This is a genomic window from Kerstersia gyiorum, assembly GCF_004216755.1.
Classification (GTDB): Bacteria; Pseudomonadota; Gammaproteobacteria; order Burkholderiales; family Burkholderiaceae_B; genus Kerstersia; species Kerstersia gyiorum.
Genome location: NZ_SGWZ01000001.1, coordinates 916595 through 942768 on the forward strand (window position 1 = coordinate 916595; position 26174 = coordinate 942768).

Genomic DNA, 26174 nt, shown 5'->3' on the forward strand with positions numbered 1-26174 from the left:
AGGGTATGGCGGCACCGCATGCCCGGGCGGCATGCGGTGATTCAAAGGCGCTTGCCCTGGGTTCCATGATGGTTTCAGTCCACGCCGCGGGCGCGGTCGGCTGCGAATTGCTCGCGCCAGGACTGGAACGTGCCGGCTGCGATCGCGTCGCGCATCTCCTGCATGATCTGCAGGTAGAAGTGCAGGTTGTGCAGCGTGTTCAGGCGGGCGCCAGTGATTTCGTTGGCACGTTGCAGGTGGTGCAGGTAGGCGCGCGAGAACTGGCGGCAGGTATGACAGGCGCAATGCATATCCAGCGGGCGGGTATCGTCGCGGTAGCGCGCATTGCGGATCTTCACGTCGCCATGGCGCGTGAACAGCCAGCCATTGCGGGCATTGCGCGTGGGCATGACGCAGTCGAACATGTCGACCCCGTTGGCCACGCCTTCCACCAGGTCTTCGGGCGTGCCCACGCCCATCAGGTAGCGTGGCTTATCCTGCGGCATGCGCGGCGCGACGTGTTGCAGGATGCGGATCATCTCTGCCTTGGGTTCACCTACCGACAGGCCGCCGATGGCATAGCCATGGAATCCGATATCGGTCAGGCCGGCCAGTGATTCATCGCGCAGGGATTCGTACATGCCGCCCTGTACGATGCCGAACAGGGCGTTGGGGTTTTCCAGCTGGTCGAAGGCATCGCGCGAGCGCCGGGCCCAGCGTAAGGACATGCGCATGGACGTGGCGGCTTCATCGACCGTGGCTGGGCGGCCCTTGATTTCATAGGGCGTGCATTCGTCGAATACCATGGCGATGTCGGAGTTCAGGCCGCGCTGGATGCGCATGGATTCCTCCGGCGTCAGGAATAGCCTGGCGCCGTCGATGGGCGATGCAAAGCGTACGCCTTCTTCGGTGATCTTGCGCATGCCTTGCAGGCTGAATACCTGGAAGCCGCCAGAGTCGGTCAGGATGGGGCGCTGCCACTGCATGAAACCATGCAGGCCGCCATGCTTTTGCATGATTTCCACGCCAGGACGCAGCCACAGGTGGAAGGTATTGCCCAGCACGATCTGCGCGCCGATTTCTTCCAGTTCGTGGGGCAGCATGGCCTTGACGCTGCCATAGGTGCCCACGGGCATGAAAATGGGGGTCTCGACCACGCCGTGGTTCAGGGTCATGCGGCCGCGTCGGGCCAGGCCGTCGGTGGCCAGCAGTTCGAAATTCAGTCCGGTCATGGGGTCACGCTGCGGGGGATTCGATGAACATGGCGTCGCCATAGCTGAAGAAACGGTAGCGCTCGGCAACCGCATGGGCGTAGGCGCGCTTGATGGGTTCCACGCCGGCCAGCGCCGAAACCAGCATCAGCAGGGTTGATTGCGGCAGGTGGAAATTGGTGATCAGGGCATCAATATAGTGGAAGCGGTAGCCTGGCGTGATGAACAGGCGGGTATCCCCCGTCATGGCCTGCCCTGGCGGCGGTGCCTTGCCCGCGAGCTGCGCTGCTGCCGATTCCAGGGCCCGCACGCTGGTTGTGCCAACGGCGATCACGCGGCCGCCCGCGGCACGGGCCTGGGCGATAGCTTCCAGCGTGGCTGCCGGTACGGTATAGCGCTCGGCATGCATGACGTGGTCTTCAAGACGTTCGGCACGCACCGGCTGGAACGTGCCTGCGCCTACATGCAGTGTGACGAAGGCGCGCGCCACGCCCTGGGCCGCCAGTCGATCCAGCATCGCTTCGTCGAAGTGCAGCCCGGCGGTAGGCGCAGCTACCGCGCCGGGTTCGCGCGCATAGACCGTCTGATAGCGGCTGTCGTCCTCTGCGTCGGGGCTGTGCTCGATATATGGCGGCAGAGGCGTGGAGCCGTGCTGGTCGAGCAGGCTCAGGGCATCTGCGGGAAAGCGCAGGTGGAACAGGGCGCCGTCGCGTCCCAGTACCTCGGCGTCGAAGGCATCGGCCAGGCGAATGCCGCTGCCGGGCTTGGGGGATTTGCTCGAGCGGATATGCGCCAAGACTTCCGTGCCGCTGAGTATGCGCTCGACCAAAACTTCTATCTTGCCGCCACTGTGCTTGATGCCGAACAGGCGTGCCTTGATGACACGGGTGTCGTTGAAAACCAGCAGGTCGGCAGGGCGCAACAACGCCGGTAACTGGCTGAAATGCATGTCGTGCAGCTGGGCCTGCGGATCCAGCCGCAAGAGCCGGCTGGCATCGCGCCTGGCTGCGGGGGTTTGCGCAATCAGTTCCGGGGGCAGCGTATAGTCGTAATCGGAAAGCAACAAGGGTGTGGACACAGGACGGACGAATATCTGGCGCGCAGGGCGCGGTGGGCCGGCGCAACAAGCCGGCAGGTCGCTGCATTTTAGACGCTGCGTGCCAGGTTTGTGGGGCAGGTCCGGTTTTGGTTATGCTGGCGCAGGCGTGGCCCGTTGCCGTGTTGCTTCCAGCGGCGGGCCGGGTGTGGCAGGCATGCGGCAAGGCAGCGGTACGACAGCGGGAAGAATATGGCGTCAGTAGCAAGAAAATGGGCAGGACAGGTGGCGGGCAGGCAACTGGCGGCGTGGATGCTGCTGGCCCTGGCTTGCCTGGGTGCGCCGGTGCAGGCGGCGCTCAAGGGAGTGCCGGCCGAAGTCGACAGCGCATGGCGGGCGACGGGCCTGCCAGAAGAGTCACTGTCGTTGGTGGTGCGCGAACTCGCCGGCAAGGAATTGGTGCACATCAACGGTGAAGTGCCGCGCAACCCGGCTTCCGTCATGAAGTTGGTGACTACCTGGGCGGCCTTGTCCGAGCTGGGGCCGGCGCATACCTGGCGCACGGCCCTGCTGACCGAACCCGGCGCGCGTCCCGATGAGCAGGGCCGCTTGCCTGGCGCTCTTTATCTGCGCGCCTCGGGCGACCCCTTGTTCGATATACGCGACCTTTGGGCGCTGCTGCGCGAACTGCGTCTGCGCGGCGTACAGCATATCGGCCAGGTAGTGGTGGACCGTAGTGTTTTCGGGCCGGTGCAGATAGATCCCGGCGCGTTCGATGGCGCCGGGGACCGTCCCTACAACGCCAGCCCCGATGCCCTGGTGGTCGGGTTCGGTGCGTCGCGGCTGTTGTTCCTGCCCGATGCGCCTGCGCGCAAATGGCGTGCCACGATGGACCCGCCGCTGCCGGGCGTGCGCCTGGAAGGCGAGGTGGAATGGAGCGATGTCCGCTGCCCGGGTGCGCCGGTCGTGCGTACCGAGCCGGTGATTCACCAGGACGGCATCGTGCTGAAGCTGAGCGGCAAGGTGGCAGGGTCTTGCGGTGAATTCAGCCTGTATCGGCTGGCGCTGGGGCAGGTCGACTTTGCCCAGCGTACTTTCGAGTATCTCTGGCGCTCCATGGGCGGGACGTTTGGCGGGCAATGGCGCGATGGCCAGGTGCCGCCGGATGCGGTGCTGCTGGCACAGCACGAGTCGCCGCCGCTGTCGGATGTAATCCGGGTCATCAATAAACGCAGCAACAACGTTATGGCGCGCATGGTGCTGCTGGCGCTGGGCGTCGAGCGTGGCCGCGGGCCGGCGACGGTGTCAGGCAGCGGCCAGGTGGCGCAGGCCGTGCTGGCGCGCCAGGGGCTGGCCATGCCGGAGCTGGTGCTGGACAACGGCGCCGGGCTATCCCGCCAGGCGGCTGTTTCGGCAGATAGCCTGGCATCCCTGCTGGATGTGGCCTGGCGTTCTCCGTGGATGCCGGAGTTTCTGTCTTCTCTGGCAATTGTGGGCGTGGATGGCACGGTCAGGCGGCGCTTGCAGAACAAGCAGGCGCAGGGCCGGGCGCACCTGAAGACGGGGTCTTTACGGGATGTTCGTGCGATTGCGGGCTATGTGTCCGGCGCCAGCGGCAAGCGCTACATCGTCGTCAGCATCGTCAATCATGCCGAGGCGGACAAGGTGCGCGCATTCGACGACGCGTTGGTGGCCTGGCTCGCCGAGCGGTGAATGTCGGGCGTTCGCTTATTACCCCTGGCGGGCGTGAGGGCAGGATAGGGCCGGGTTAAGGGCTTGCTTGCTGGTGGCGGCAGCCCTGGCGGCGTGGCGGCCGCAATGCCGAAAAAGGTGTTTTTCGAGGCGCGGGCCGGGGCAGGCTGCATTTAGTTCTTGCCAGTCGCCTGCCCTTCCGTTATAGATGCGAGCGCAGATATACGGAGATATTTCATGGCACTTTACGAAGTCCGCCACCCGCTGATTCGTCACAAGCTCGGGTTGATGCGGCGAGCCGATTTGAGCACCAAGAGTTTTCGCGAGCTTTCACAAGAGGTCGCCGCCCTGCTGACCTACGAGGCTTCGCGGGATATGCCGCTGGAAGCGCATGAAGTCCAGGGATGGTGTGGCGCCGTCAGCGTGGAAAAACTGGCTGGCAAAAAAGTGACGGTCGTGCCTATCCTGCGTGCCGGTATCGGCATGCTGGATGGCGTGCTGACACTGATCCCGGGTGCGCGCGTGAGCGCCGTCGGGGTGGCGCGCAACGAGGAAACGCTGGAAGCCCATACCTACCTGGAAAAGCTTGCCAGCGACATGGACCAGCGCCTGGCGCTGATCATAGACCCGATGCTGGCGACTGGCGGTTCCATGGTGGCGACCATCGACCTGCTCAAGCGCGCTGGCTGCCGCGACATTCGCGCGCTGGTTCTGGTGGCTGCGCCCGCCGGTATCGAAAAAGTGCAATCACGCCATCCGGAGGTGGACATCTATACGGCATCCATAGACCAGGGCCTCAATGAGCACGGTTACATCGTGCCCGGCCTGGGTGACGCCGGCGACCGCATTTTTGGTACGCAGCAGAAAAGCAGCTGATCCGGCAACGGCAGCAACCGCAGGCGGCAAGGTCCGCCTGCCGAAGCAGCGTGGTGAAGTCGGTGGAGAATGTTGGCTTCGGGCTTCGGGCTTCGGGCTTCGGGCTTCGGGCTTCAGCGGCAGGCGTCGGCTTCAGGTGGCAGGAACCAGCGAGGCTGGCGTCTGTATCGCTTTGGGTGTGCTGTCCAGCAGTTCGCCGAACCAGTGGTGGGTCGTTGCCAGGGCTGCCACTTCGCCGATGATCAGCAAGGCAGGCGCATGAATGGCGTGTCGCTGGGCATCCTGCGCCAGGCGTGCCAGGGTCGTGGGCAGCACGCGCTGCCCGGGTAGCGACCCATTTTCTATCAGGGCACAGGGCGTGTTTGCCGCACGGCCATGGGCCTGCAATTGCTGGCTCAGGGTGTCCAGCTGGCCGACGCCCATGTAGAACGCCAGGGTCTGGTGTTCTGCCGCCAGCGCGCGCCAATCGAGCGTATCTTCCGACTTGGCGCAATGCGCTGTGATCAGGCGCACGGACTGCGCGTGGTCACGATGGGTCAGGGGGATGCCGCTATAGGCCGCACAGGCCAGCGCGGCGGTAATGCCCGGCACGATTTCGTAGGGGATGCCGTCGGCGCGCAAAGCGCTGATTTCCTCGCCCCCACGCCCGAAAATGAAAGCATCCCCGCCTTTCAGGCGCACGACTTTTCGGCCGGCGCCGGCGTGTTCGCGCATCAAGGCGTGGATATTCTCCTGGGTGGCATCATGGTTGCCGCCCAGGCGCTTGCCCACGGAAATGCGGGTGGCGTCGCGTCGCGCCAGCGACAGGATCTCATCACTCACCAGCCGGTCGTACAGGATGACGTCGGCTTCATTCAGGGCACGCAGGGCCTTGAGCGTCAGGAGCCCGGGGTCGCCTGGTCCGGCTCCTACCAGCGTGACACTGCCCGGCAGCGGCGGGTATTCCTGTGCCAGCGCCTGCTGCAAGGCCTGTTCGGCGGCTTGCGGGCGAGCCTGGCGCAGCAGGGCAGCCACCGGGCCGTCCAGCAGCCAATCATAGAACTGGCGCCGGCGCCGCAGGTCGGGCAGGCGCGCACGGATGCTGATACGCCGCTTGGCGGCCAGGCTGGCGAGCTGGCCCAGGGAGTGGTCCAGCAGGCTTTCCAGGCGCTCGCGGATGCGGCGGGCCAGCACCGGCGCCGTGCCGCCAGATGAAATGGCGATCTGTATGGGGTCGCGGTTGATGACGGACGGCACCTGGAAACTGCAGCGTTGCGGATCGTCGACGACATTGGTGAAGATGTGGTGCTGCTCGCCTGCTGCCGCGACGGCTGCATTCAGTGCGACATCGTCGGTGGCGGCAATGATCAGCCAGTTGCCGGCCACCCAGCCCGGTTCGAAGTGGCCGTCTATGTGGCGCAGCCTGCCCTGGTCGCGCAGTGCGCGCAGTGCTGGCGTCAATGCGGGGGCGCCCAGGGTGACTGCCGCGCCGGCGTCCAGCAAGGCGAGCGTTTTACGCTCGGCGACATCGCCCCCGCCCACGACCAGAACGGCGCGGTTGCGTAAGTCGGCAAAAATTGGAAACAACGGCATGGCGGCAGGCATGGCAGAAAGGGCAGCTTATTTTGGCATCGACGCTCCACTGCTGGAATGATTGAAAACTCATGACTTAATGACTTATCGGCATATGGGAGGCAGCGCGATTGCCTGGGGCGATACAGACCTGGCAGTCTGTTTTTCGAGGCGGTATCTGGCCTGAAAGCGGCGGTACGGCGCGTTTGAAACAATTTGTCTGACTTGGCCTGAACTATGGCTTGCCGCAGCGCTTTGCGCTGCTATCATGACGACATGGGCCGTTTTGACGGCGCCTGTCCGCGGTGTCTACGCTTTGCGGCGGATGTTGCCTGGCAGCGCTGGAGGATGGCTAGAACATGTATTTTCATCCGTCAGTCATGGCGGCATTTCATCGCCGCGCCCTGTGGGGCGCGTTTTCCAGGAGCAGAATCCATGTCTCGTAAATCCGCGGAATCCACCAGGGACGTCCTGATCGACAACGTGAAGTCCACGTTGCATGATGCTGAAGCGCTGTTGCGTGAAGCGGCTGCCAGCAGTGGCGAGAAAGCCGCCGAGCTGCGCGAGCGGGCCTTGGTTTCCCTCAAGCGCACCCGAGAAGCCGTGCATGACGCACAGGACGCCATCGTGACGCAAGGCCGTCGCGCTGCGCGCGCCACCGATGACTATGTGCACGACAAGCCCTGGCAGGCCATTGCTGCCGCCGGCGTGGTGGGACTGTTGCTGGGCTTGGTAATCGGCCGTCGCTGACTGGCGTAGCCGGCCAGACGCTACCGGGAAATCCGTATGAACCTGAAAGACTCTCTTACCGCCTTGGGTGCGACCGTTCTGGAGGCGTTCAGGACGCGTTTGGAACTGTTCGGTCTCGAGCTCGCGGAAGCGCGCCTGCGGCTGGTCAAGCTGCTGGGCATGTTCTTCGTCGCGGTTTTTCTGTTGGCGCTGGCTGTCCTGCTATTTTCGCTCTGGTTCGCCATGTTGTTCTGGCAGACTGAGTACCGCTACATCGCATTGGGGGCGCTGGCCGGCGTTTACGCGCTGATCGGCCTGTTCCTGCTATACCGGCTGCGGCACGACCTGGTGCATGGTGAATCTCCTTTTGCCGCGACCCTGGAAGAGCTGCGCCGTGACGCAGACATGCTCAAGCATCTGCGCAGTGAAGTCGACGCGGCAGGCCAGGCGCTCGAGCGGCAATCCCTGCAATCTGGCCGGGAGGATCGTCCGTGAGCAAGAAAATGTCGGATCGCCAGATGAAGATCGCCCTCCTGCGTACGCAGGCATCCGTCGAGCGTGAATTGTTACTGCAATATGCTGCCTCGGCGCGGGATAACGTTTCGCGCGTGACCAGCTGGGGCGGCAAGGTCGGTGGCAGCGGGATCATCGGCAGTGTGTTCCGTATTTGGACGCTGGCCTTGCGTCATCCGGTGATTACGTCGACGGCATCGGCGTGGCTGTTGCGCGGCAAGCGTTCGCGCTGGCTGCGGCTGGGCGGCGTGGCCGTCGTGGCCTGGCGTGTCTTCAGCATGCTGGGCGGGCGTCGTTAAGCAAGCTCCTGCCCTGGCCTGACGGCGTCTGGCACTGTTTGCCGCTGGCGGGGCAGGGGTGTTTCCGTCAATTGCGTCAATTGCCGTACAGCACGATTTGCCCGGCCTGAGCGGGAAACTTGCTGTAATATAGAACGATTATCTTTTAGTCCTTTTTTCCCCTGGCCTTGATCGTTCGGTGGATGGACGCCTGCGTGTGCGGGCGCTGGTCCCGGTATCCGGAATAATGACGGAAATTCTATGAAGAAACTGCTGGTAGCGCTGCTGGGCGCGGCGTTTTGCGCGGGGGCCCAGGCTGCCCCGGAACGTATTGTGTCGCTGGGTGGCACGGTGACCGAGATCATCTATGACCTGGGCCATGGCGACAGTGTCGTGGCCAGTGATATCTCCAGCATCTACCCACCAGCCGTGCAGTCCCTGCCGCGTGTCGGCTACTACCGTACCGCACCGGTGGAAGGCATTGCCGCCATGCAGCCGGACCTGATTCTGGCTTCGGAACAGGCCGGTCCGCAGCAAACCTTCAAGCGCCTGAGTGATCTGGGCATCAAGGTCGTACAGGTTTCCGACGGCCACTCCATTGAATCCCTGTTCGAGCGCATTGACAGCGTGGCAGATGCGCTGGACGACCAAGCGGCCGGCAAGGCCCTGGCCGAGAAAATTCGCACGGATCTCGATGCCAGCCTGGCACTGCCGGAAACGCCCCTGTCCGCCCTGTTCATCATGGTGCGCACCAGCAAGCCTTCCGGGGCGGGCAATGGCACGGCGGTCAATGAGGTCCTGAAGCTGGCCGGCCTGAAGAATGCCATGGCGGAGCAGCAAGGATACAAGACGCTGTCGGCCGAAGGCGTCATCCAGCTTGCGCCCGAGATGATCGTGACCACCACGATGTCACTGGAAGCCGTGGGCGGCATGGAAAAATTCCTGCAGTTGCTTGGCGTCTCTGCGACCCCTGCCGCCAAGGCTGGCCGGGTGCTTGCACTCGACGACCTGTTGATCATGGGTATGGGGCCGCGTTTGCCCGAGGCCGTTCGCAGTCTCAAGGAAGCAGCCGCCAAACCGGCTACCGGCAGCAGCAGCGGTTCCTGACGTGGCACTGAGTTCAAGCCGTTCCCAGCGTGTCGGGCTGCTGGGGTTGACTGCATTTACCCTGTTGATTGCCTTACTGGCCGCAGTTTCCGGGGCTGTCGAGATTCCCCTGATGCGGATTCCGGCGCTGCTGGCCGGAACCCAGGCGCCGGAGGAAACCCTGTGGCGCAATGTGCTGCTGGATATCCGCCTGCCTCGGGTGCTGTTCGCCTTGCTGGCGGGAGCGGCGCTGGCCGTATCCGGCGCGGTGATGCAGGCGCTGTTCCGCAATCCGCTGGCCGAGCCTGGCCTGGTCGGTATTTCAGCCGGCGGCTCCCTGGGGGCTGTCGGGGCCATTGTGCTGACCAATGGCGGGTTCTGGGTGCTGGCGCCTTCGGCCTTTGTCGGCAGCCTGCTGGCGACCATGCTGGCCTATATGCTGGGCCGCCGCTTTCCCGGCGTTGCCGGTTTGTTGCTGGCAGGGATCGCGATTAACGCGGTCGCAGGCAGCATCATCGGTATCTTCACATTCATTGCCACGGATACCCAACTGCGCGATCTGACTTTCTGGAGCATGGGCAGTCTGGCTGCGGCAGACTGGAAGCTGCTGTCCTACCTCGCGCCATGGCTGGTGATCGTAGGCGCCTGGATGCTATTCCAGTGGCGGGCGCTCAATGCCTTGCTGCTGGGTGAGCGCGAAGCGCAGCATCTGGGCTATGCATTGAAATCCATCCGCCGCCGCCTGGTCGTGGGCACGGCGCTGATCGTCGGTCCGCTGGTTGCCGTCACGGGCGGCATCGCGTTTGTTGGGCTGGTCGTGCCGCACTTGATCCGCCTGACCTTCGGTGCCGACCACCGCTGGTTGCTGCCGGGGTCGGTCGTGGCCGGTGGCCTGGGCTTGACGCTGGCCGACTGGGTTTCTCGCATTGCGGTGATTCCGGCGGAGCTGCCCATTGGCTTGGTGACCAGCCTTATCGGCGGTCCGTTCTTCCTGTGGCTGCTGGCCCGTCGCAAGGGGCTGACATGAGCCTGAGTGCAAATACGATCGCGGTTTCCCGGCGGACGCGTGAAATACTGTCGGATGTTTCGCTGGATCTGCTGTCGGGCAGTGTTGTCGCGCTGCTGGGCGCCAACGGGGCAGGCAAATCCACCTTGCTGGGCGCTTTGGCCAATGAACTGTCCTACCAGCGTGGGCAGGTGACGCTGGATGGCACCGAGCTGGCGGAAGTCGGGCACCATGGTCTGGCCCGCCGCCGCGCGGTATTGCCGCAGCATTCGTCGCTGTCCTTCGATATGCCGGTGGATCAGGTTGTCGCCATGGGGGCCTATCCGTTCCCCGAAGTCGAGCCAGCCGTGGTTGAAGCGGAGATTCGCCGGGCGTTGGCCTGTGTCGAATGCGAAGCCTTCCTGGGCCGGCGCTATGGTGAACTATCGGGAGGGGAGCAGCAGCGCGTGCAGAGCGCCCGGGTGCTGCTGCAATGCCTGGTTGGCCGTACCGCAGGTGATGCGCGCTATCTGATGCTGGATGAACCTACCGCAAGCCTGGACCCGCGTCACCAGCAAGGCCTGCTGCGCGCCGTCACGCAACTGGCGGCAACCGAACGTCTCGGGGTGTTGGCCATCCTGCATGATGTCAATCTGGCGGCGCGCTGGTGCGACCGCATCGCGCTGCTGGCGCAAGGCCGGCTGATCGCCTGCGGTGCGCCGGCGGAGGTGCTGACGGAAGCCAACCTGGCCGAAGTCTACGACATGCCGGTGCGTGTCCTGCCGCATCCGCTGGCGCCGGAACGTCCGCTGGTTTGCTTCGACCTGGATTGAAGACCAGGCCATGCCGCCCATACTGGCGGCATGAGCCCGGGCGTGGGCAGGGCGAGCCGGTGCCCACGTCGCGGTGGTGCTGTTACAGCCCCAGCGTTTCCCACATGGCGTCGACCCGTTCTTGCACCGACTTGTCCATGGTGATGGGGCGGCCCCATTCCCGGCTGGTTTCTCCAGGCCACTTGTTGGTGGCGTCGAAACCCATCTTGCCTCCCATGCCCGAGACAGGCGAGGCAAAGTCCAGGTAGTCGATGGGCGTGTTTTCCACTGGCACGGCATCGCGCACGGGGTCCATGCGCGTCGTCATGGCCCACACCACTTCCTTCCAGTCGCGGATGTTGATGTCCTCATCGACCACGATGATGAACTTCGTATACATGAACTGGCGCAGGATGCTCCAGATACCGAACATGACGCGCTTGGCATGGCCTGCATACTGCTTGCGGATCGAAACGATGGCCAGGCGATAGCTGCAGCCCTCGGGCGGCAGGTAGAAATCGGTGATTTCCGGCAACTGCCGGCGCAATAGCGGCACGAACACTTCATTGAGCGCCACGCCGAGCACGGCCGGTTCGTCTGGCGGCTTGCCGGTGTAGGTTGTGTGATAGATCGGATCGCGGCGCATGGTAATGCGATCCACGGTAAAGACCGGGAACCAGTCCTGCTCGTTGTAATAGCCGGTGTGGTCGCCATAGGGGCCTTCCAGCGCCATCTCATAGCCGCTGTCGGGCGGTGGCGGAGCGCCTTCGGGCACCTGCGGCGCAATGGCGCGCGGGTCGCTGCTGGGCAGCAGATGGCCTTCCAGAATGATTTCCGCGCGTGCCGGCACCGACAGCTTGCTGCCCAGCGCCGACGCCACTTCGGTACGTCCGCCGCGCAGCAGTCCGGCGAACTGGTATTCCGACAGGCTGTCGGGAACTGGCGTGACGGCACCCAGGATGGTGGCAGGGTCGGCGCCCAGCGCCACGGCGACCGGGAAAGGTTGTCCTGGATTGGCCAGTTGGTGGTCGCGGAAGTCCAGCGCGCCGCCACGGTGCGACAGCCAGCGCATGATGAGCTTGTTGCGTCCTAGCAATTGCTGGCGGTAGATGCCCAGGTTCTGGCGCTTGGCGCGCGGCCCCTGGGTGATGACCAGGCCCCAGGTCAGCAGCGGCGCGGCATCGCCGGGCCAGCAGTGCTGCAGGGGCAGGTTGTTGAGGTCGACATCATTGCCTTCCAGCACGATTTCCTGGCAGGCCGGGCTGCGTACATTGCTTGGGCGCATATCCCAGAGCGCAGCCTTGAGCATGCCGACCTTGGCAAAAGTATCGCGCAGGTCGCGTGGCGGTTCGGGTTCGCGCAGCGAAGCCAGCAGTTCGCCGGTTTCACGCAGCGCCGACACGTCTTCCGCGCCCATGCCCCATGCCACGCGCTGGGGCGTGCCGAACAGATTGGCCAGTACCGGCATGGCAGCCTTGCTGCCGTTGTGGCGCGCATTTTCGAACAGTAGCGCCGGTCCGCCCTGGCGCAGGATGCGGTCGCCGATTTCGGTCATTTCCAGGTGGGTGGAAACTGGTGCGCTGATGCGCCGCAGCGCATCGCGCTGTTCGAGCTGGGCAATGAAATCCCTGAGGTCGCGATACTTCAAGATGACTCCCGATGGAACGAAGCCGAATGTAAAAAACGTTTCTCGCCGTCACCCATGGCCGTTCCGGGCAGGGAGTACGGGGGAAAGAGGTTAACATCCAGGCTTGATTTGCATGTCATGCATATTATTAATGGAGTTTAACCATGTCCGCAGATCCTGAATCCGGGAGCTGGCGGCGGTATGCGAAGAGCGCGTATGGTTCTCTGGGGGCACTCACCCGTGTCGGCACCCGTTATCTGGGGCTGGGTGTGCTGGTCGCCGGCCTGTTGACCGCCCTGTTGCCGGATGTCCGCCAGCAGATGGTACGTATCCAGCAGGCGGTATTGGCGGAAATCTATCCGCTGGAATCCGAATCCTTTGCTCATTCCCCGGCCCAGGCATTGGGCCAGAGCGTGGCCTCAGCCGGCAGCAGCCAAGGGCTGGCGGCGCTGAACCATGTCTCCCTGCCGCTAGACATCATGCGCGAGCTGGGCGTCAGCGTCGGGCAGGTGGATGCGCTGCGCAGCTATATCGCACGTAAGTACCGCGTTGCCTACGATGCCACCGGCGGCGTCGTTGCGACCAGTTTCCGGGTAGGCCACGAAAAGGAACTGGACCCATTGCTCCTGCTGGCCGTGATTGCCATTGAGTCCCGCTACAACCCGCTGGCCGAAAGCTCGGTTGGTGCCCAGGGCCTGATGCAGGTCATGACGCGGGTGCACCGCGACAAGCTCGACCCCTATGGTGGACCTTCGCAAGCGCTCAATCCCGTCGTGAACATCAACGTGGGCAGCATGATCCTGTCCGACTGTATCCGCCGCCGTGGTTCGGTGCAGGGCGGCCTGGCCTGTTATGTGGGGGCCACCGGCCCTTCGGATGGCGGCTATGGCGCACGCGTACTGGCCGAACGCCGCCGCCTGGCGCTGGCGGCCGGCATTCCGCTGGTGCGCTGACCCAAGGCGACGGCGCAGGCAGAAAGCGATGCAGGGAAAAACTGCCGGCTTTCCCCGCTGTCAGCACACTCAAGCAGGCTGACAGCCGGGGCGGGTGTTGCCTGGCAGGCTCAACGGCCCAGCATCGTGCCGATGCGGGCGACCGCTTCTTCCAGCTTTTCGGTTGCCGTCGCGTAGGAAAAGCGCATGGCACGTGCGCCATGCGTCGGGCCGAAGTCGTGCCCGGGGACGGCGGCAATGCCGGCTTCATCGAGCAGCCGCCGCGAGAAGGCCGCGCTGTCGCTGGCATGGGCGCTGATATCTGCGAAGATATAGAAAGCGCCATCAGGCCGGGCGTCCACCCGCAGGCCCAGGCGTTCGAAGGCGGGCAGCAGGAAGTCGCGCCGCGCCTTGAAGATTTCCCGGCGCGCTTCGAAAATTTCCAGCGATGCCGGCTCGAAGCAGGCCAGGGCTGCGTATTGCGACAAGGCGGGCGGGCAGATCATCAGGTTGGATGCCAGTTTCTCCACCACTGCTACCAGCGGCTGCGGCACGATCATCCAGCCCAGGCGCCAGCCGGTCATGTGGAAGTATTTGGAAAAGCTGTTCAGGATGATCAGGTCATCGTCCAGCGACAAGGCCGAACGCGGTGCTGCTTCATAGGACAACCCCAGGTAGATCTCATCGACAATAGACAGCCCGCCACGGGTGCGCACGGCCTCCAGCAGTTCGGCCAGCGCGGGGCGTGGAATGGACGTGCCGGTGGGGTTGCTGGGCGAAGCCACGAGGATGCCGCGTGTTTTCGGCCCCCAGTTGGCAGCGACGCTGGCAGCGGAAAGCTGGTAGCGCTCCGACGCATGGCAGGGAATGAGGCGCGAGACGCCGCCAGCGCTGCTGATGAAATTGCGGTTGGCGGGGTAGCAGGGGTCCGGCATCAGGATTTCATCGCCGGGATTGATGAGCGTCAGCGCGGCCAGCAGCAAGGCACCTGAGGCGCCCTGGGTGACGACGACGCGTGCGGGATCGACCGGCGCGCCCAGTTGCTCACCGTAATAACGGGCGATGGCTTCGCGCAGGGCCGGGATGCCCAGTGTCGGCGTGTAGCCGCTGCGGCCGTCGCGCGCAGCACGCATCAGCGCATCGAGCACGGGTTCGGGGGCAGTGAAATCGGGCTCGCCTATGCCCAGGCTGATGATATCCGCGCCGGCAGCCTGGCGCGCCAGGGCCTGCTTGAAAACTTCCATGGCCTGGAACGGCTGGATATCCAGGGTGCGCTGCGCGGGAGAGGGGGATGACATGTGGGTCCTGAACGGAAGAATCGGATCAGCTGCCAGCCAGGGGGCCGGCATAAAAGGACGATTGTAGTGAGCCGCGGCGGGTCTGGCCAACCTGGCAAGGGCAGCCGTGTTGGGGGAAAGTGGCGCAATGCGGCGCTTTCCGCGTTAAGGGGCTAGAATGAGCCCCCGTATATCCCTATCATCAACACGGTTTTCGGATTCGCCATGGTTAACGATACTCTGCGTCAGACCGCGCTCGACTATCACGAGAAAGGTCGTCCCGGCAAATTGTCGGTTGTGCCGACCAAGCAATTGAGCAATCAGCGGGACATGGCCCTGGCCTATTCGCCCGGCGTGGCGGTTCCCTGTGAGGAAATCGTGGCGGATCCCGCCAACGCGTTCCGTTTCACCGGCAAAGGCAACCTGGTCGGCGTCATCACCAATGGTTCGGCGGTGCTGGGCCTGGGCAATATCGGCGCGCTGGCCTCCAAGCCGGTCATGGAAGGCAAGGCGGTCCTGTTCAAGAAGTTCGCCGGCATTGATGTATTCGACATCGAAATCAATGAGTCCGATCCGCAAAAGCTGATCGACATCATCGCCAGTCTCGAACCTACCTTCGGTGGCATCAACCTTGAGGATATCAAGGCGCCGGAGTGTTTCACCGTCGAACGCACGCTGCGCGAACGCATGAACATCCCGGTGTTCCACGACGACCAGCACGGCACGGCCATTTGCGTGGCGGCCGCAATCATCAACGGCCTGCGCGTGGTCGACAAAGATATCAAGGATATCAAGCTGGTAGCTTCCGGCGCCGGTGCTGCGGCGCTGGCCTGCCTGGACCTGCTGGTCGAGCTGGGCTTGCCGCGCGAGCACATCTGGGTGACGGACATCGAAGGCGTGGTCTACACCGGTCGCACCGTGCTGATGGATGACAACAAGGCGCGCTATGCGCAGGATACCGAAGCCCGCAAGCTGGCCGACGTGATCGGCGGTGCGGATGTGTTCCTGGGAGCATCGGCCGGTGGTGTGCTCAAGCCCGATATGGTCAAGGTTATGGCTGCGCGTCCGCTGATCCTGGCGCTGGCCAATCCGCAGCCGGAAATCCTGCCCGAGGATGCCCATGCGGTGCGTGATGATGTGGTGATCGCCACCGGGCGCTCGGATTACCCCAACCAGGTCAATAACGTCCTGTGCTTCCCCTACATCTTCCGGGGGGCGCTGGATGTGGGCGCGACCACAATCACCCTGGACATGGAAAAGGCGGCAGTCTACGCCATTGCCGACCTGGCCAAGGAAGAGCAGGATGAAACGGTGGCGGCAGCCTATGGTTCCTACGGTACCTCGTTCGGCCCTGAATACTTCATTCCCAAGCCTTTTGATCCGCGCTTGTTGGTACGCATTGCGCCTGCCGTGGCGCGTGCCGCCATGGACGGCGGTGTGGCGCGGCGCCCGATTGCCGACATGGACAGCTACGTGGCGCAGCTGCAGCAGTTCGTCTATCACTCCGGCGCCTTCATGCGCCCGGCTTTTGCAGAGGCCAAGCGCCTGGTGGCAGAGGGCGGCAAGACCCGCATCGTGTTTGCCGAAGGCGAGGACGAACGCGTGCTGCGCGCCGTACAGGTGGTGGTCGATGAAAAACTGGCCAAGCCCATCCTGATCGGCCGTCCCAATGTGCTGGCCAGCCGCATTGAAAAATTCGGCCTGCGCCTGCGTCTGGGCGTGGACGTCGAAGTGACCAATCCGGAGTTCGATGAGCGTTTCAACCGCTACTGGAGCACCTATTGGGAGATCATGAGCCGGCGCGGCATTTCCAAGGAAATGGCGCGCGTGGAAATGCGTCGCCGCCTGACGCTGATCGGTGCCATGATGGTGCACCTGGGCGATGCCGACGGCATGGTTTGCGGCACGGTCGGTTCTTATGGCAACCATCTGCAGCTGATTGACGAAGTCATCGGCAAGCGTCCGGGCGCCAAGACCTATGCGGCCATGAACATCCTGCTGCTGGAGTCGCGTGCGCTGGCGCTGGTGGATACGCACGTCAACGATGATCCCACCGCCGAGCAGATCGCCGAGTTCACCATGGCGGCTGCCGAAGAGATGCGTCGCCTGAAGCTTGTGCCCAAGGTGGCGCTGCTGTCGCGCTCCAACTTCGGCGGTGGCGGTGCGCGGTCCGGCGAGAAAATGCGTGAAGCCCTGGCGCTGTTGCGCGAACGTGCGCCGGAACTGGAAGTGGATGGCGAAATGCATGGTGATTGCGCGCTTGACGAGAGCCTGCGCCTGCGCATTCTGCCTTCCTCGACGCTGTCGGGCGAAGCGAATCTGCTGGTATGCCCCAACGTCGATGCCGGCAATATTGCCTACAACCTGCTGAAGACGGCCGCGGGCGGCAATATTGCCATCGGCCCCTTCCTGCTGGGCGCCAATGCGCCGGTGCATGTGCTGACCTCCAGCTCGACCGTGCGGCGCATCGTCAACATGACCGCGCTGACAGTCGTGGACGCCAACAGCGGCCGCTGATGTGTTCTCCTTGACCAGAGCTGCCGTGGCCGGTTCTCCGCCAGCCAGGCGGGTCTGCTGGTTCCCTCTGCCCGACGGCGCCATTTCCAGAACGGAAGTGGCGCCGTTTTTGCATGCCGAAGGTGTTTCTGGCGGGAACCATGGCGGCGCGACAGGGTCTGGATAGGCAATGATGGATCGCGTTGTGACAACGAAATGCACGGGAAATGAAACGGCGGGAAAAAAATCCGGTATTCTTCGCCCGCGCGGTCCGGTGCAGCTTTGTCAGCCTGTCGCATCCGGCGCTTTGTCCGCCTTGCTCGTCGCAGTGCAGGATGGGTGGGGCAAGCCGGGGCAGCCGTGTCTCCAGGTGAGGCAGGCAGGAGGCTCGTCCCCCGCGTATTGCCGGGAAAACCCGGGAATTGATTGGATTACGCTATGCCGATACGATGCGGCCTAGCGAGACTGTTACTGCGTTGTTCAGGGAGACGCAAACATGAGTTCGACCCCTTCAAACGGTCTGGCGCAGGCGCTGCAGCGCGGGGGTGCCATTGATCTGGGCAAGGCGGATGCCGCCGGCCTGGAGGCCGCCGCGTCCGCACAGGGCCTGGGTTTCTTTGTTGCCGACTGCGACCGCGCGCGCAGTCGTTCGGCTGTGCTGCGTGCCATTGCCAAGGCTGTGGATTTCCCGGTCTTCTTCGGCAATGACATGGACAGTCTCTATGACTGCCTGACGGATACGGTGCAAGAGCAGCGCCAGGGCGTGCTGTTGTATTTGCGCCGCCTGCATTCGGGTGATCCGGCGCTGGAAGGCGACGCGCGCGAAATCCAGACCGTCTGCGAAAACGTGGCCGAAGCCGTGGCGGATACCGGCAAAGTCTTCGCTTTCGTGATTGAGCACGCCGGGCGCCATCCCGACCCCGAGCCGGGACGATCGCAGTCCTGGAGCGCGCAGGCCGGCGGTGACGAAGAATAAGCCTGTGTGGCGGGCCGGGTCGTACAACCAGACGCCGGTCCGCGTGGTTTCCTTTTTCAATAAATGTCAGGTTCCTGTCCCTGCGGCCTGGCCAGCGTTACAATAGCGTGAAAGGCACTGTCCGAGGACAGTGCCGCTTCGGGTTCATCTTTTTCCTGTCCGTATCATGCTCCGTCAACGCACCATCAAAAATGTCGTACGCACCGCTGGCGTTGGCCTGCATTCAGGCCTGCGGGTAGAGCTCGTCATGCGTCCGGCGGCACCTGATACCGGCATCGTCTTCCATCGCGTAGACCTGCCGGAAGTGGTCGATCTGCCGGCTCAGGCCGATCAGGTCGGTGATACCCGCCTGGCATCCGTGCTGCAGCAGGGCAATGTGCGCGTTTCCACCGTGGAGCACATCATGTCGGCGCTGGCCGGCCTGGGGATAGACAATATCCATATCGACCTGACGGCCGAAGAAGTGCCCATCATGGACGGCAGTGCCGGTACCTTCGTCTACCTGCTGCGCTCGGCTGGTATCGAGGAACAGAAAGCGCCCAAGAAATTCCTGCGCGTGCTCAAGACCGTCGAAGTGCGCGAAGGCGAAGGCCGCAATGAAAAATGGGCGCGCCTGGAACCCTACAACGGTTTCTCCATGTCGTTTTCCATCGACTTCCATCACCCGGCCATCGACGCAACGGCGGGGTTCGCGGAAATCGACTTCGCTACCCATTCCTACACGCGCGAGATCGCCCGTGCGCGCACCTTTGGTTTCGTCAACGATGTGGAAGCCCTGCGTGCCGTCGGCCTGGCGCGGGGCGGCAGCCTGGACAATGCCATCGTGATGGACGAGTACCGTGTGCTCAACAACGATGGCCTGCGCTATGACGACGAGTTCGTCAAACACAAGATCCTGGACGCCATTGGCGATCTTTACCTGATCGGCAAGCCGCTGATGGCGCGCTATGTGGCCTGCAAGTCGGGTCACGCACTGAACAACCGTATTTCCCGCGCCCTGCTGGAGCAGCAGGATGCCTGGGAAATCGTCACTTTCGAAGAAGAGCCAGCGGAAAGTGCGCCTGTCTTCCAGCGCGCCTGGAAGCTGGCCTGATTGCCCTGTTGCGGCGGCGTGTCCCAGCCTCGGGGCGGCTGCCTTGAAGCCTGATAGGCCAGGCGCGAACGGGTGCCGGAAACACACTGCCCCTGTTGCTGGATCTTGACCAGCCACAGGGGCAGTTTTTTGCGGGGCAGATGTGCTGGACACGCGTGTCCAGCCGCCGCTGCTGGCCTGCCAGGGAGAGATCAGTTGGTGGAATCGTCTGATTTTTCTGGCGCATGGTGGCGCAGCAGGCGAGCGACGGCATCGGCCAGCGGGCCGGGCTGTAAATCCTGGTGCAGTTCGGAAAAAGCCTGCAGCGCAGAGGCGTCCAGCGGGCGGGCCATGGGCTTGGGCCGTTGCCATTGAGACTTCAATTGTCGCAAATCTGCTTGAATCCTGATGCTAATTTCTGTAAGGTTCCAGCCTTGAGCGCAGAGCGTCCTGCTGATAGAGGGCGCCAATTGCCGTATTTTTGCCGCGTGGGCGGCACTGGGAACCGCCAGCAACAGACGGTTCTGTTCGGCGCGCGCAACCTCACAGACCGCCCCCAGGGCGGTCGGCAGTATCTTTTGCAGCGCCTCCTGTATCTGGATGTGGTGCTTGGCGACGGCCATGATGCTGGAGCCGCCAGGGCTGGCATCCAGCCAATGTTGTATCCGGCTGTCGGTCGTGCGGGAACGCATGTTCTTGGCGGTGGTCATACAGTGGCTGCAAGGTTCAAGGGAAGTCTTTAATGAAGATCATGATAGTTCACCGCAGCGGCGGTGAGGTGACGCGGCGGGTGCTGGGCGGCCTTCCCGTGACACTGCTGCTGATGGCCGGACTGGTGGCGGCCGCGGCACTGGGCGCGCTGGGCATGCGCTACTGGGACGTGCGCGGGGGCGTACCGCGTGAAGGTATCATGCCGCCCGAACAAGTGTTGCGGGATTCCGCATTTTTGCGTGACAACGTCGGCATGCTTGCCGGCAAGGTCGGCGATCTTCAGGCGCGCCTGGCGACGCTCGACGGCCTGGGCAGGCGCCTGGCCAACCGCGCTGGCCTGCGTGTGCCGGAAGGTGAGTTCCATGCCGCTGCCAGTGGCGGCGCCCTGAGCCCGGTCGATGGCGTCATGGATGATACCGATGGCGCGGCGACGGTGCCGCGCTACAGCGCAGAGGACATCGGCCGCCTGCTGGATGAACTGCAGCGCAAGCTGGAAGAGCAGTCCGGCATGTATACGGTGCTCGATGCCGCGCTCACGCGGCAGGGCGCGGACAAGGCACGGCTGCCTACGCGCCAGCCGCTGGCTGAGAAATATCCCTACCTGTCTTCATCCTATGGCTGGCGCCGTAACCCTGTGACTGGCCGTATGTCCATGCACGAAGGCCTGGATTTTGCCGCGCCTCCTGGTACCCCCATTGTGGCAGCATCGGGCGGTGTGGTGGTCGAGTCGCGCTACCACAATGCCTATGGCAACCTGGTGGAAATCGACCACGGCGACGGCCTGATCACGCGTTACGCGCATGCGCGCAAGCTGCTGGTGAAAACCGGCGACCTCGTCGCACCGGGCCAGCCCATCGCGGAAGTTGGCTCGACCGGGCGCTCCACCGGCCCCCATTTGCATTTCGAAGTGCGGATGGCGGGACAGGCGCTGGACCCCAAGCTGTTCCTGGCTGCGAATGCATCTCAAAGCACTTTGGCGGGTATTTTGGACGAAGCCGGGAATAAGTCGGCCCGACTGCGTTAAACTGGGCTGTTTCCTTGTGCGGCGAGTCCGCTAACTGTGTCCCCACTCGCATGCTTTCTCTGCTGAAAAAAATCGTTGGCAGCCGCAATGATCGGCTGCTCAAGCAGTACCGGCGCCAGGTGGCGCAAATCAATGCGCTGGAAGATTCCATCAAGGCGCTGTCCGATGAAGCGCTGGCGGCCAAAACGCCGGAATTCAAGAAGCGCCTGGCCGATGGCGCCAAGCTGGATGACCTGTTGCCTGAGGCTTTTGCCGTGGTGCGCGAAGTCGGCCGCCGTGTCTTTGGCATGCGCCACTTCGACGTCCAGTTGATGGGTGGCATGGCCCTGCATGATGGCAAGATCGCCGAAATGCGCACTGGCGAAGGCAAGACGCTGATGGCGACCTTGCCGGTCTACCTCAATGCGTTGGCAGGCCAGGGCGTACACGTCGTGACGGTCAATGACTACCTGGCGCGGCGCGATGCGGCCCAGATGTCGCGCCTCTACAATTTCCTTGGCCTGACCGTGGGCGTTGTCGTGCCCCAGCAGGATAACGAGGAAAAGCGCGCCGCCTATCGTGCCGACATCACCTACGGCACGAACAATGAATTCGGTTTCGACTACCTGCGCGACAATATGGAATATCGCGCCGACGACAAGCGTCAGCGCAAGCTGTTCTTCGCCATCGTCGACGAAGTCGATTCCATTCTGATCGACGAAGCCCGGACTCCGCTGATCATTTCCGGTCCGGCCGAAGACCATACCCAGATGTATGTGGGCATGAACGCCGTGCCGCCGTTGCTCAAGCGCATGGCATCCGAGCCCAAGCCGCACGAGCCGGAACCCGAAGGCGACTTCTGGGTGGACGAAAAGAGCCACCAGGTCTACCTGTCCGAAAGCGGTCACGAACATTCTGAACAGATCCTGGCGCGCCTGGGCCTGCTGCCGGAAGGTGAATCGCTGTACGACCCGCGTCATATCACGCTGATGCACCACTTGATGGCAGCATTGCGTGCGCACAACCTGTTCCACCGCGACCAGCACTATGTGGTGCAGGACGGCGAAGTGGTCATCGTTGATGAGTTCACCGGCCGCCTGATGGTAGGCCGGCGCTGGTCCGACGGCCTGCACCAGGCGGTCGAGGCCAAGGAAGGCGTGAAGATCCAGAACGAGAACCAGACGCTGGCCTCGATCACCTTCCAGAACTACTTCCGCATGTACGACAAGCTGGGCGGCATGACGGGCACGGCAGATACCGAAGCCTACGAGTTCCAGCAGATCTATGGCCTGGAAACGGTGATCATTCCGACCAACCGGCCGATGGTTCGCAAGGATCAGAACGATCAGGTCTTCAAGACCAACGAAGAAAAGTACAACGCCATCATCGCGGATATCCGCGATTGCCATGAGCGCGGCCAGCCCGTGCTGGTCGGTACGACCAGCATTGAAAACTCCGAGCTGATTTCCGAGCGCCTGAAGGCCGCCGGCCTGCCGCACAGCGTGCTGAACGCCAAGCAGCACGCCCGCGAAGCAGAAATCGTTGCTGAAGCCGGCAAGCCGGGCCACATCACCATTGCCACCAACATGGCGGGTCGTGGTACCGATATCGTGTTGGGTGGCAGCATCGAGAAGCAGATCGGCCTGATCCAGCTGGATGACAGCCTGCCCGAAGCCGCCAAGGCTGAGCAGATTGCTGCCGTGCGCACCGAATGGGAGCCGCTCAACCGCCAGGTGAAGGAAGCCGGCGGCCTGCGTATCATCGGTACTGAACGCCATGAATCGCGCCGTATCGACAACCAGCTGCGTGGCCGTGCCGGCCGCCAGGGTGATCCGGGTTCCTCGCGTTTCTACCTGTCGCTGGAAGATCCGCTGATGCGCATCTTCGCCGGTGAGCGCGTGCGCGCCATCATGGAACGCCTGCGCCTGCCGGAAGGTGAGCCCATCGAGGCCGGAATGGTGTCGCGTTCCATCGAAACCGCGCAGCGCAAGGTCGAAGCGCGCAACTTCGATATCCGCAAGCAGCTGCTGGAGTACGACGACGTCGCCAACGACCAGCGCAAGGTGATCTACGCCCAGCGCAATGAAGTGCTGGAATCGGACTCCCTGACCGAGATGGTCGATAACCTGCGTGACGCCACGTTCCAGGAACTGGTCGCCCAGTATGTGCCGCATGGCACGCTGGAAGAGCAATGGAACATCACAGGCCTGCAGAACGTGCTGGAAGCCGAATGGCAGTTGCAATTGCCGCTGGCGGAAAAGCTCGAGAAGCAGGCTGACTACGGCGAGGAAGAGATCCTGGCTGACGTCCTGGAAGCGGCCCGTGCGGTGTACCACGGCAAGATTGAACGCGTGGGCGCCGAAAGCTGGGGCCAGTTCGAGCGTTCCATCCTGTTGCAGGCCATGGATATGCAATGGCGTGTGCACCTTTCGGCGCTGGATCACCTGCGCCAGGGGATTCACCTGCGCGGCTATGCCCAGAAGAATCCGAAGCAGGAATACAAGCGCGAAGCCTTCGAACTGTTCTCAGACATGCTGGACCGCGTGCGCAATGAAGTCGTCAAGGTATTGATGACGGTGCGTATCCAGTCGCCGGAACAGGCCGAGCAGGTCGTTCAGACCGAGCCGGATGCCCAGGTGCGCAATGCGCAATATGAGGCTGGCGGCGAAAAGGTCGACGAGGCTGCCGCTGCTGGTGCGGATGTGCCTGTGGTGGGCCGCAACGATCCATGCCCTTGTGGCAGTGGCAAGAAATACAAGCAGTGCCACGGCAAGCTGGCCTGAGTCGGCTAAAGGCTGGCAGGCTGCACTGACAGCCCTTCGTAGCAGGGGCTATCGGATAAGGGGCGTGAAATAGGCAATGGCCTGTTTCACGCCTTTTTGTTTTCGGACCGTGTCTGAATGCAGGTGTCAGGACGACAGGAGGCAAGCCTGCGATTGGGTACAAGTTTGCCGCCGACGCGAGGGCTGGCGCTCAGTCATGACCTGGTATTCAAGACCCTGTTTACGCGGCAGTTGCACTTGCTTTCCGACTTGATCAATACAGTGTGCGACCGCTACCCCCAGTGGCCTTTGCGCAATATGTTCTACCTGGCCCGGATGCTTTCGGATCAGCTCTCGGCGGCCGGAAATATCAATCACTTAAACCTGCTGTCAGTATCAGCTTGCTGGTACGGAAATTTGGCGCAGTATCCGCAGACAGTCAACGTTGCCTGTCCGAGGCCAGCGTGACCAAACTGGAGCAATGGACCGAGCAGTTGTTCGACGCAGCGACCCAGCAAGACCTCTTCCGCTAGGCTTGCTGGCCGCCGGAAGGCTTGGGCGGGTCAGGGGCCGCGTGTGAGCCTCAGACCAGGAAGATGGTTGCCAGGCCCAGGAAGATGAAAAAGCCGAGACTGTCGGTCGCGAAAGTCAGTAGCACAGAAGAGCCCAGGGCCGGGTCCTTGCCGAAGCGAGCACGGACCATGGGGACCAGCACCCCTACGCCTGCGCCTACCAGCATATTGCAGACCATGGCGCCCATCATGACGAGGGCAATGGATATTTCGCCGGAGATGAACCAGGCGAAGCCCCCGGCGACCAGGCTGCCGCACAGCCCGACCAGCAATGTGACGCTGAGTTCTTTCTTGATCAGCCGCCAGACGTTGTCTGGCGTAACGCGCCCGACCGCCAGCGCGCGGATGATCATGGTCATGGTCTGATTGCCCGAGTTGCCACCGATCCCGGCGACGATGGACATGAGGAAGGCCAGGATGACGATGTGGCTGACGGTATCTTCAAAGCGCGAGGCAACAATGGAAGCGATGGCGGCGGTACAGAGGTTGAGCAGCAGCCAGGGCGCCCGGTTGCGCATGGCGGCGCGCATGGGGGCGAAGATGTCTTCTTCCTGCATCCCGGCGCGTGACAGGGCTTGTTCATCGGAATCTTCGCGGATCACGTCCACGACATCCGCGATGGTCACGCGGCCGATGAGTCTGCCTTGTTCATCCGTGACGGGGGCGGACACCAGATCGTAGCGTTCGAAGGCGCCGGCGGCGTCGGCATCGGAATCGGTCGGGCTGAGCGCCAGGAAATCCGGGCTCATGACGTCGCGCACATCGGTTTCAGGTTCCGAGACCAGCAGTCGCGTCAAGGGCAGCGTGCCTTGCAGGCGGTCCTGGCGGTCGACGACGAAGATCTGGTCGGTATGGTCGGGCAGTTCGCCCAGGCGGCGCAGGTAGCGCAGGACGACCTCCAGGGTGACGTCTTCGCGCACGCGCACCATTTCGAAGTCCATGATGGCGCCGACACTGTCTTCGGGGTAGCCCATGGCCGTCAGCAGACGCGCGCGTTCCTCGTCGGTCAGTCCCTTCTGGACTTCCGCGACGACATCCGGCGGCAGGTCGGGCGCGATATCCGCCAGTTCGTCGGCATCCATGTCGCTGGTGGCGGCCACCAGATCCTGGCGGTCCATCGCCTCAATCAGCGATTCACGCACCCAGTCGTCGACTTCCAGCAGCACGTCCGCATCGTGGCTGTGATCCACCAGGCTCCAGATGATCTGGCGTTCATCCTTGGGCAGGGACTCAAGGATGAAGGCGATATCAGCCGGATGCAGCTGATCCACCAGCAGCTTGATTTCCGCATCGTGCTGCCGGTGCAGCAGGTTTTCCATCAGGCCGGCGCGGTCGTTCTCGGCGTATTGGCGATGGGCCAGTTCGGAAACCAGTTGCTGCCGGCGCAGCAAATCCTGTACCTGGCGCAGGGCGAGCTGGGCGTCTTCCGGGTCCAGGCGGCGCGGTGCGGGGGGAGTACTGGAGGCGATCGTCATCAATGGGTTCCTGCTACGCGGGTTCAGGCCGTGGGCAGCTTGCGTTTCTTGCCAGCTTCATCCATGGCGACATAGGTTAACGTCGCTTCGGTGACCTTGACGATATCGCCGATGAGGCGTCGTTGTGCGAAAACATCGACGCGCACGGTCACCGAGGTTGTGCCGACACGGGTGATCTCGGCATAGAAGGCGAGCAGGTCGCCCACGCCCACAGGCTGGCGGAATTGCATGGCGTTGACCGCCACGGTGCCAACGCGGCCTTGGGCCAGCTGGGCCGCCACAATGGCGCCAGCCACGTCGATATGGGACATGATCCAGCCGCCGAAAACATCGCCGTAGTAATTGGCGTCGGCCGGCATGGGAACGACGCGCAGGGTGGCGTGCTTGCCTTCGGGCCAGTCGGGCAGGGTTTCCACGCCGGGATTGGGCGCCGCCGGTTGCTGGGAGGGGGTGATGCTCATGATGCCTGAAGTCCTTGTCGACTCAATTGAGAAAAATGGTGGCGATTATGCAGGAAAGGCCA

22 protein-coding genes are annotated in these 26174 nt (G+C 63.2%); 14 read left to right on the forward strand and 8 right to left on the reverse strand.

Annotated features, from left to right (window positions below; genetic code table 11):
• Positions 1 to 74: 74 nt before the first annotated feature.
• On the reverse strand, positions 75 to 1211 hold the full coding sequence (tgt, locus tag EV679_RS04055) for a tRNA guanosine(34) transglycosylase Tgt (RefSeq protein ID WP_130486557.1): 1137 nt from the start codon (positions 1209 to 1211) through the stop codon (positions 75 to 77).
• A 4-nt stretch (positions 1212 to 1215) separates the two neighbouring features.
• On the reverse strand, positions 1216 to 2268 hold the full coding sequence (gene queA / locus EV679_RS04060; protein WP_130486558.1) for a tRNA preQ1(34) S-adenosylmethionine ribosyltransferase-isomerase QueA: 1053 nt from the start codon (positions 2266 to 2268) through the stop codon (positions 1216 to 1218).
• Positions 2269 to 2478: 210 nt separating this feature from the next.
• Here queA and dacB point away from each other — a divergent pair, with 210 nt between their 5' ends.
• Together dacB and upp are read left to right on the forward strand one after the other, a co-directional pair.
• Complete coding sequence (gene dacB, locus EV679_RS04065) at positions 2479 to 3939, forward strand: D-alanyl-D-alanine carboxypeptidase/D-alanyl-D-alanine endopeptidase (protein ID WP_068367043.1); 1461 nt, start codon at positions 2479 to 2481, stop codon at positions 3937 to 3939.
• A 216-nt stretch (positions 3940 to 4155) separates the two neighbouring features.
• Positions 4156 to 4794 carry a uracil phosphoribosyltransferase gene (gene upp / locus EV679_RS04070; protein ID WP_068367039.1) on the forward strand — a complete coding sequence of 213 codons (639 nt, stop codon included), beginning with the start codon at positions 4156 to 4158 and terminating at the stop codon, positions 4792 to 4794.
• Positions 4795 to 4926: 132 nt separating this feature from the next.
• On the opposite strand, the gene cysG is transcribed toward upp, so the two are convergent.
• Positions 4927 to 6366, reverse strand: a complete 1440-nt coding sequence (gene cysG, locus EV679_RS04075; protein WP_130486559.1) for a siroheme synthase CysG — start codon at positions 6364 to 6366, stop codon at positions 4927 to 4929.
• 414 nt (positions 6367 to 6780) lie between these two features.
• Here cysG and EV679_RS04080 point away from each other — a divergent pair, with 414 nt between their 5' ends.
• From EV679_RS04080 to EV679_RS04105, 6 genes are all read left to right on the forward strand, one after another.
• Positions 6781 to 7095, forward strand: coding sequence for an ElaB/YgaM/YqjD family protein (locus EV679_RS04080; protein ID WP_068367037.1), 315 nt, complete (start codon positions 6781 to 6783; stop codon positions 7093 to 7095).
• Between the two features lie 36 nt (positions 7096 to 7131).
• Complete coding sequence (locus EV679_RS04085; protein ID WP_068367036.1) at positions 7132 to 7569, forward strand: phage holin family protein; 438 nt, start codon at positions 7132 to 7134, stop codon at positions 7567 to 7569.
• The gene (locus EV679_RS04090) at positions 7566 to 7886 is read left to right on the forward strand and encodes a hypothetical protein (RefSeq protein ID WP_130486560.1); all 321 of its coding nucleotides are present in this window, start codon (positions 7566 to 7568) and stop codon (positions 7884 to 7886) included. Before EV679_RS04085 ends, EV679_RS04090 begins: the two co-directional genes overlap by 4 nt.
• A gap of 240 nt (positions 7887 to 8126) precedes the next feature.
• Positions 8127 to 8972, forward strand: a complete 846-nt coding sequence (locus EV679_RS04095) for a heme/hemin ABC transporter substrate-binding protein (RefSeq protein ID WP_130486561.1) — start codon at positions 8127 to 8129, stop codon at positions 8970 to 8972.
• Positions 8973 to 8979: 7 nt separating this feature from the next.
• Entirely contained in the window at positions 8980 to 9978 is a 999-nt protein-coding gene (locus EV679_RS04100) for a FecCD family ABC transporter permease (RefSeq protein ID WP_264622989.1), read from the forward strand.
• Positions 9975 to 10769, forward strand: a complete 795-nt coding sequence (locus tag EV679_RS04105; protein WP_130486562.1) for a heme ABC transporter ATP-binding protein — start codon at positions 9975 to 9977, stop codon at positions 10767 to 10769. The genes EV679_RS04100 and EV679_RS04105 overlap by 4 nt, the downstream gene beginning before the upstream one ends.
• Before the next feature lie 82 nt (positions 10770 to 10851).
• On the opposite strand, the gene EV679_RS04110 is transcribed toward EV679_RS04105, so the two are convergent.
• Entirely contained in the window at positions 10852 to 12396 is a 1545-nt protein-coding gene (locus tag EV679_RS04110; protein ID WP_130486563.1) for a UbiD family decarboxylase, read from the reverse strand.
• Positions 12397 to 12539: 143 nt separating this feature from the next.
• Between EV679_RS04110 and EV679_RS04115 the strand changes: the two genes are divergently transcribed.
• Positions 12540 to 13328: a lytic transglycosylase domain-containing protein gene (locus tag EV679_RS04115; RefSeq protein ID WP_068367022.1), complete on the forward strand. Its 789-nt coding sequence runs from the start codon at positions 12540 to 12542 to the stop codon at positions 13326 to 13328.
• Positions 13329 to 13438: 110 nt separating this feature from the next.
• Here EV679_RS04115 and EV679_RS04120 read toward each other — a convergent pair whose 3' ends face one another.
• The gene (locus EV679_RS04120) at positions 13439 to 14605 is read right to left on the reverse strand and encodes a pyridoxal phosphate-dependent aminotransferase (protein WP_068367010.1); all 1167 of its coding nucleotides are present in this window, start codon (positions 14603 to 14605) and stop codon (positions 13439 to 13441) included.
• Positions 14606 to 14809: 204 nt separating this feature from the next.
• Between EV679_RS04120 and EV679_RS04125 the strand changes: the two genes are divergently transcribed.
• The 3 genes from EV679_RS04125 to lpxC all read left to right on the forward strand — a co-directional run bounded on the left by EV679_RS04125 (position 14810) and on the right by lpxC (position 19149).
• A complete protein-coding gene (locus tag EV679_RS04125) occupies positions 14810 to 17101 on the forward strand; it encodes an NADP-dependent malic enzyme (RefSeq protein ID WP_068367008.1) in 2292 nt (763 codons plus the stop codon).
• Positions 17102 to 17576: 475 nt separating this feature from the next.
• Entirely contained in the window at positions 17577 to 18056 is a 480-nt protein-coding gene (locus tag EV679_RS04130; RefSeq protein WP_068367006.1) for a barstar family protein, read from the forward strand.
• A 166-nt stretch (positions 18057 to 18222) separates the two neighbouring features.
• Positions 18223 to 19149 (forward strand): UDP-3-O-acyl-N-acetylglucosamine deacetylase, encoded by a 927-nt coding sequence (lpxC, locus tag EV679_RS04135; RefSeq protein ID WP_068367004.1) that lies wholly within the window; start codon positions 18223 to 18225, stop codon positions 19147 to 19149.
• A gap of 191 nt (positions 19150 to 19340) precedes the next feature.
• On the opposite strand, the gene EV679_RS04140 is transcribed toward lpxC, so the two are convergent.
• Positions 19341 to 19820, reverse strand: a complete 480-nt coding sequence (locus EV679_RS04140) for a DciA family protein (protein ID WP_130486762.1) — start codon at positions 19818 to 19820, stop codon at positions 19341 to 19343.
• Positions 19821 to 19879: 59 nt separating this feature from the next.
• Here EV679_RS04140 and EV679_RS04145 point away from each other — a divergent pair, with 59 nt between their 5' ends.
• Positions 19880 to 20863, forward strand: coding sequence for a M23 family metallopeptidase (locus EV679_RS04145; RefSeq protein ID WP_068367763.1), 984 nt, complete (start codon positions 19880 to 19882; stop codon positions 20861 to 20863).
• Between the two features lie 50 nt (positions 20864 to 20913).
• Positions 20914 to 23625 (forward strand): preprotein translocase subunit SecA, encoded by a 2712-nt coding sequence (gene secA / locus EV679_RS04150; protein ID WP_130486564.1) that lies wholly within the window; start codon positions 20914 to 20916, stop codon positions 23623 to 23625.
• 562 nt (positions 23626 to 24187) lie between these two features.
• On the opposite strand, the gene mgtE is transcribed toward secA, so the two are convergent.
• Together mgtE and EV679_RS04160 are read right to left on the reverse strand one after the other, a co-directional pair.
• Positions 24188 to 25651, reverse strand: a complete 1464-nt coding sequence (mgtE, locus tag EV679_RS04155) for a magnesium transporter (protein WP_068366999.1) — start codon at positions 25649 to 25651, stop codon at positions 24188 to 24190.
• A 23-nt stretch (positions 25652 to 25674) separates the two neighbouring features.
• Positions 25675 to 26112 carry an acyl-CoA thioesterase gene (locus tag EV679_RS04160; protein WP_083969357.1) on the reverse strand — a complete coding sequence of 146 codons (438 nt, stop codon included), beginning with the start codon at positions 26110 to 26112 and terminating at the stop codon, positions 25675 to 25677.
• Positions 26113 to 26174 lie beyond the last annotated feature (62 nt).

Coding starts and splice junctions, on each gene's coding strand:
- tgt (WP_130486557.1), bottom strand. CDS start 1,211: ATGACCGGACTGAATTTCGAACTGCTGGCCACCGACGGCCTGGCCCGA.
- dacB (WP_068367043.1), top strand. CDS start 2,479: ATGGCGTCAGTAGCAAGAAAATGGGCAGGACAGGTGGCGGGCAGGCAA.
- upp (WP_068367039.1), top strand. CDS start 4,156: ATGGCACTTTACGAAGTCCGCCACCCGCTGATTCGTCACAAGCTCGGG.
- cysG (WP_130486559.1), bottom strand. CDS start 6,366: ATGCCGTTGTTTCCAATTTTTGCCGACTTACGCAACCGCGCCGTTCTG.
- EV679_RS04080 (WP_068367037.1), top strand. CDS start 6,781: ATGTCTCGTAAATCCGCGGAATCCACCAGGGACGTCCTGATCGACAAC.
- EV679_RS04085 (WP_068367036.1), top strand. CDS start 7,132: ATGAACCTGAAAGACTCTCTTACCGCCTTGGGTGCGACCGTTCTGGAG.
- EV679_RS04095 (WP_130486561.1), top strand. CDS start 8,127: ATGAAGAAACTGCTGGTAGCGCTGCTGGGCGCGGCGTTTTGCGCGGGG.
- EV679_RS04105 (WP_130486562.1), top strand. CDS start 9,975: ATGAGCCTGAGTGCAAATACGATCGCGGTTTCCCGGCGGACGCGTGAA.
- EV679_RS04115 (WP_068367022.1), top strand. CDS start 12,540: ATGTCCGCAGATCCTGAATCCGGGAGCTGGCGGCGGTATGCGAAGAGC.
- EV679_RS04120 (WP_068367010.1), bottom strand. CDS start 14,605: ATGTCATCCCCCTCTCCCGCGCAGCGCACCCTGGATATCCAGCCGTTC.
- EV679_RS04125 (WP_068367008.1), top strand. CDS start 14,810: ATGGTTAACGATACTCTGCGTCAGACCGCGCTCGACTATCACGAGAAA.
- EV679_RS04130 (WP_068367006.1), top strand. CDS start 17,577: ATGAGTTCGACCCCTTCAAACGGTCTGGCGCAGGCGCTGCAGCGCGGG.
- lpxC (WP_068367004.1), top strand. CDS start 18,223: ATGCTCCGTCAACGCACCATCAAAAATGTCGTACGCACCGCTGGCGTT.
- EV679_RS04140 (WP_130486762.1), bottom strand. CDS start 19,820: ATGCGTTCCCGCACGACCGACAGCCGGATACAACATTGGCTGGATGCC.
- EV679_RS04145 (WP_068367763.1), top strand. CDS start 19,880: ATGATAGTTCACCGCAGCGGCGGTGAGGTGACGCGGCGGGTGCTGGGC.
- secA (WP_130486564.1), top strand. CDS start 20,914: ATGCTTTCTCTGCTGAAAAAAATCGTTGGCAGCCGCAATGATCGGCTG.
- mgtE (WP_068366999.1), bottom strand. CDS start 25,651: ATGACGATCGCCTCCAGTACTCCCCCCGCACCGCGCCGCCTGGACCCG.
- EV679_RS04160 (WP_083969357.1), bottom strand. CDS start 26,112: ATGAGCATCACCCCCTCCCAGCAACCGGCGGCGCCCAATCCCGGCGTG.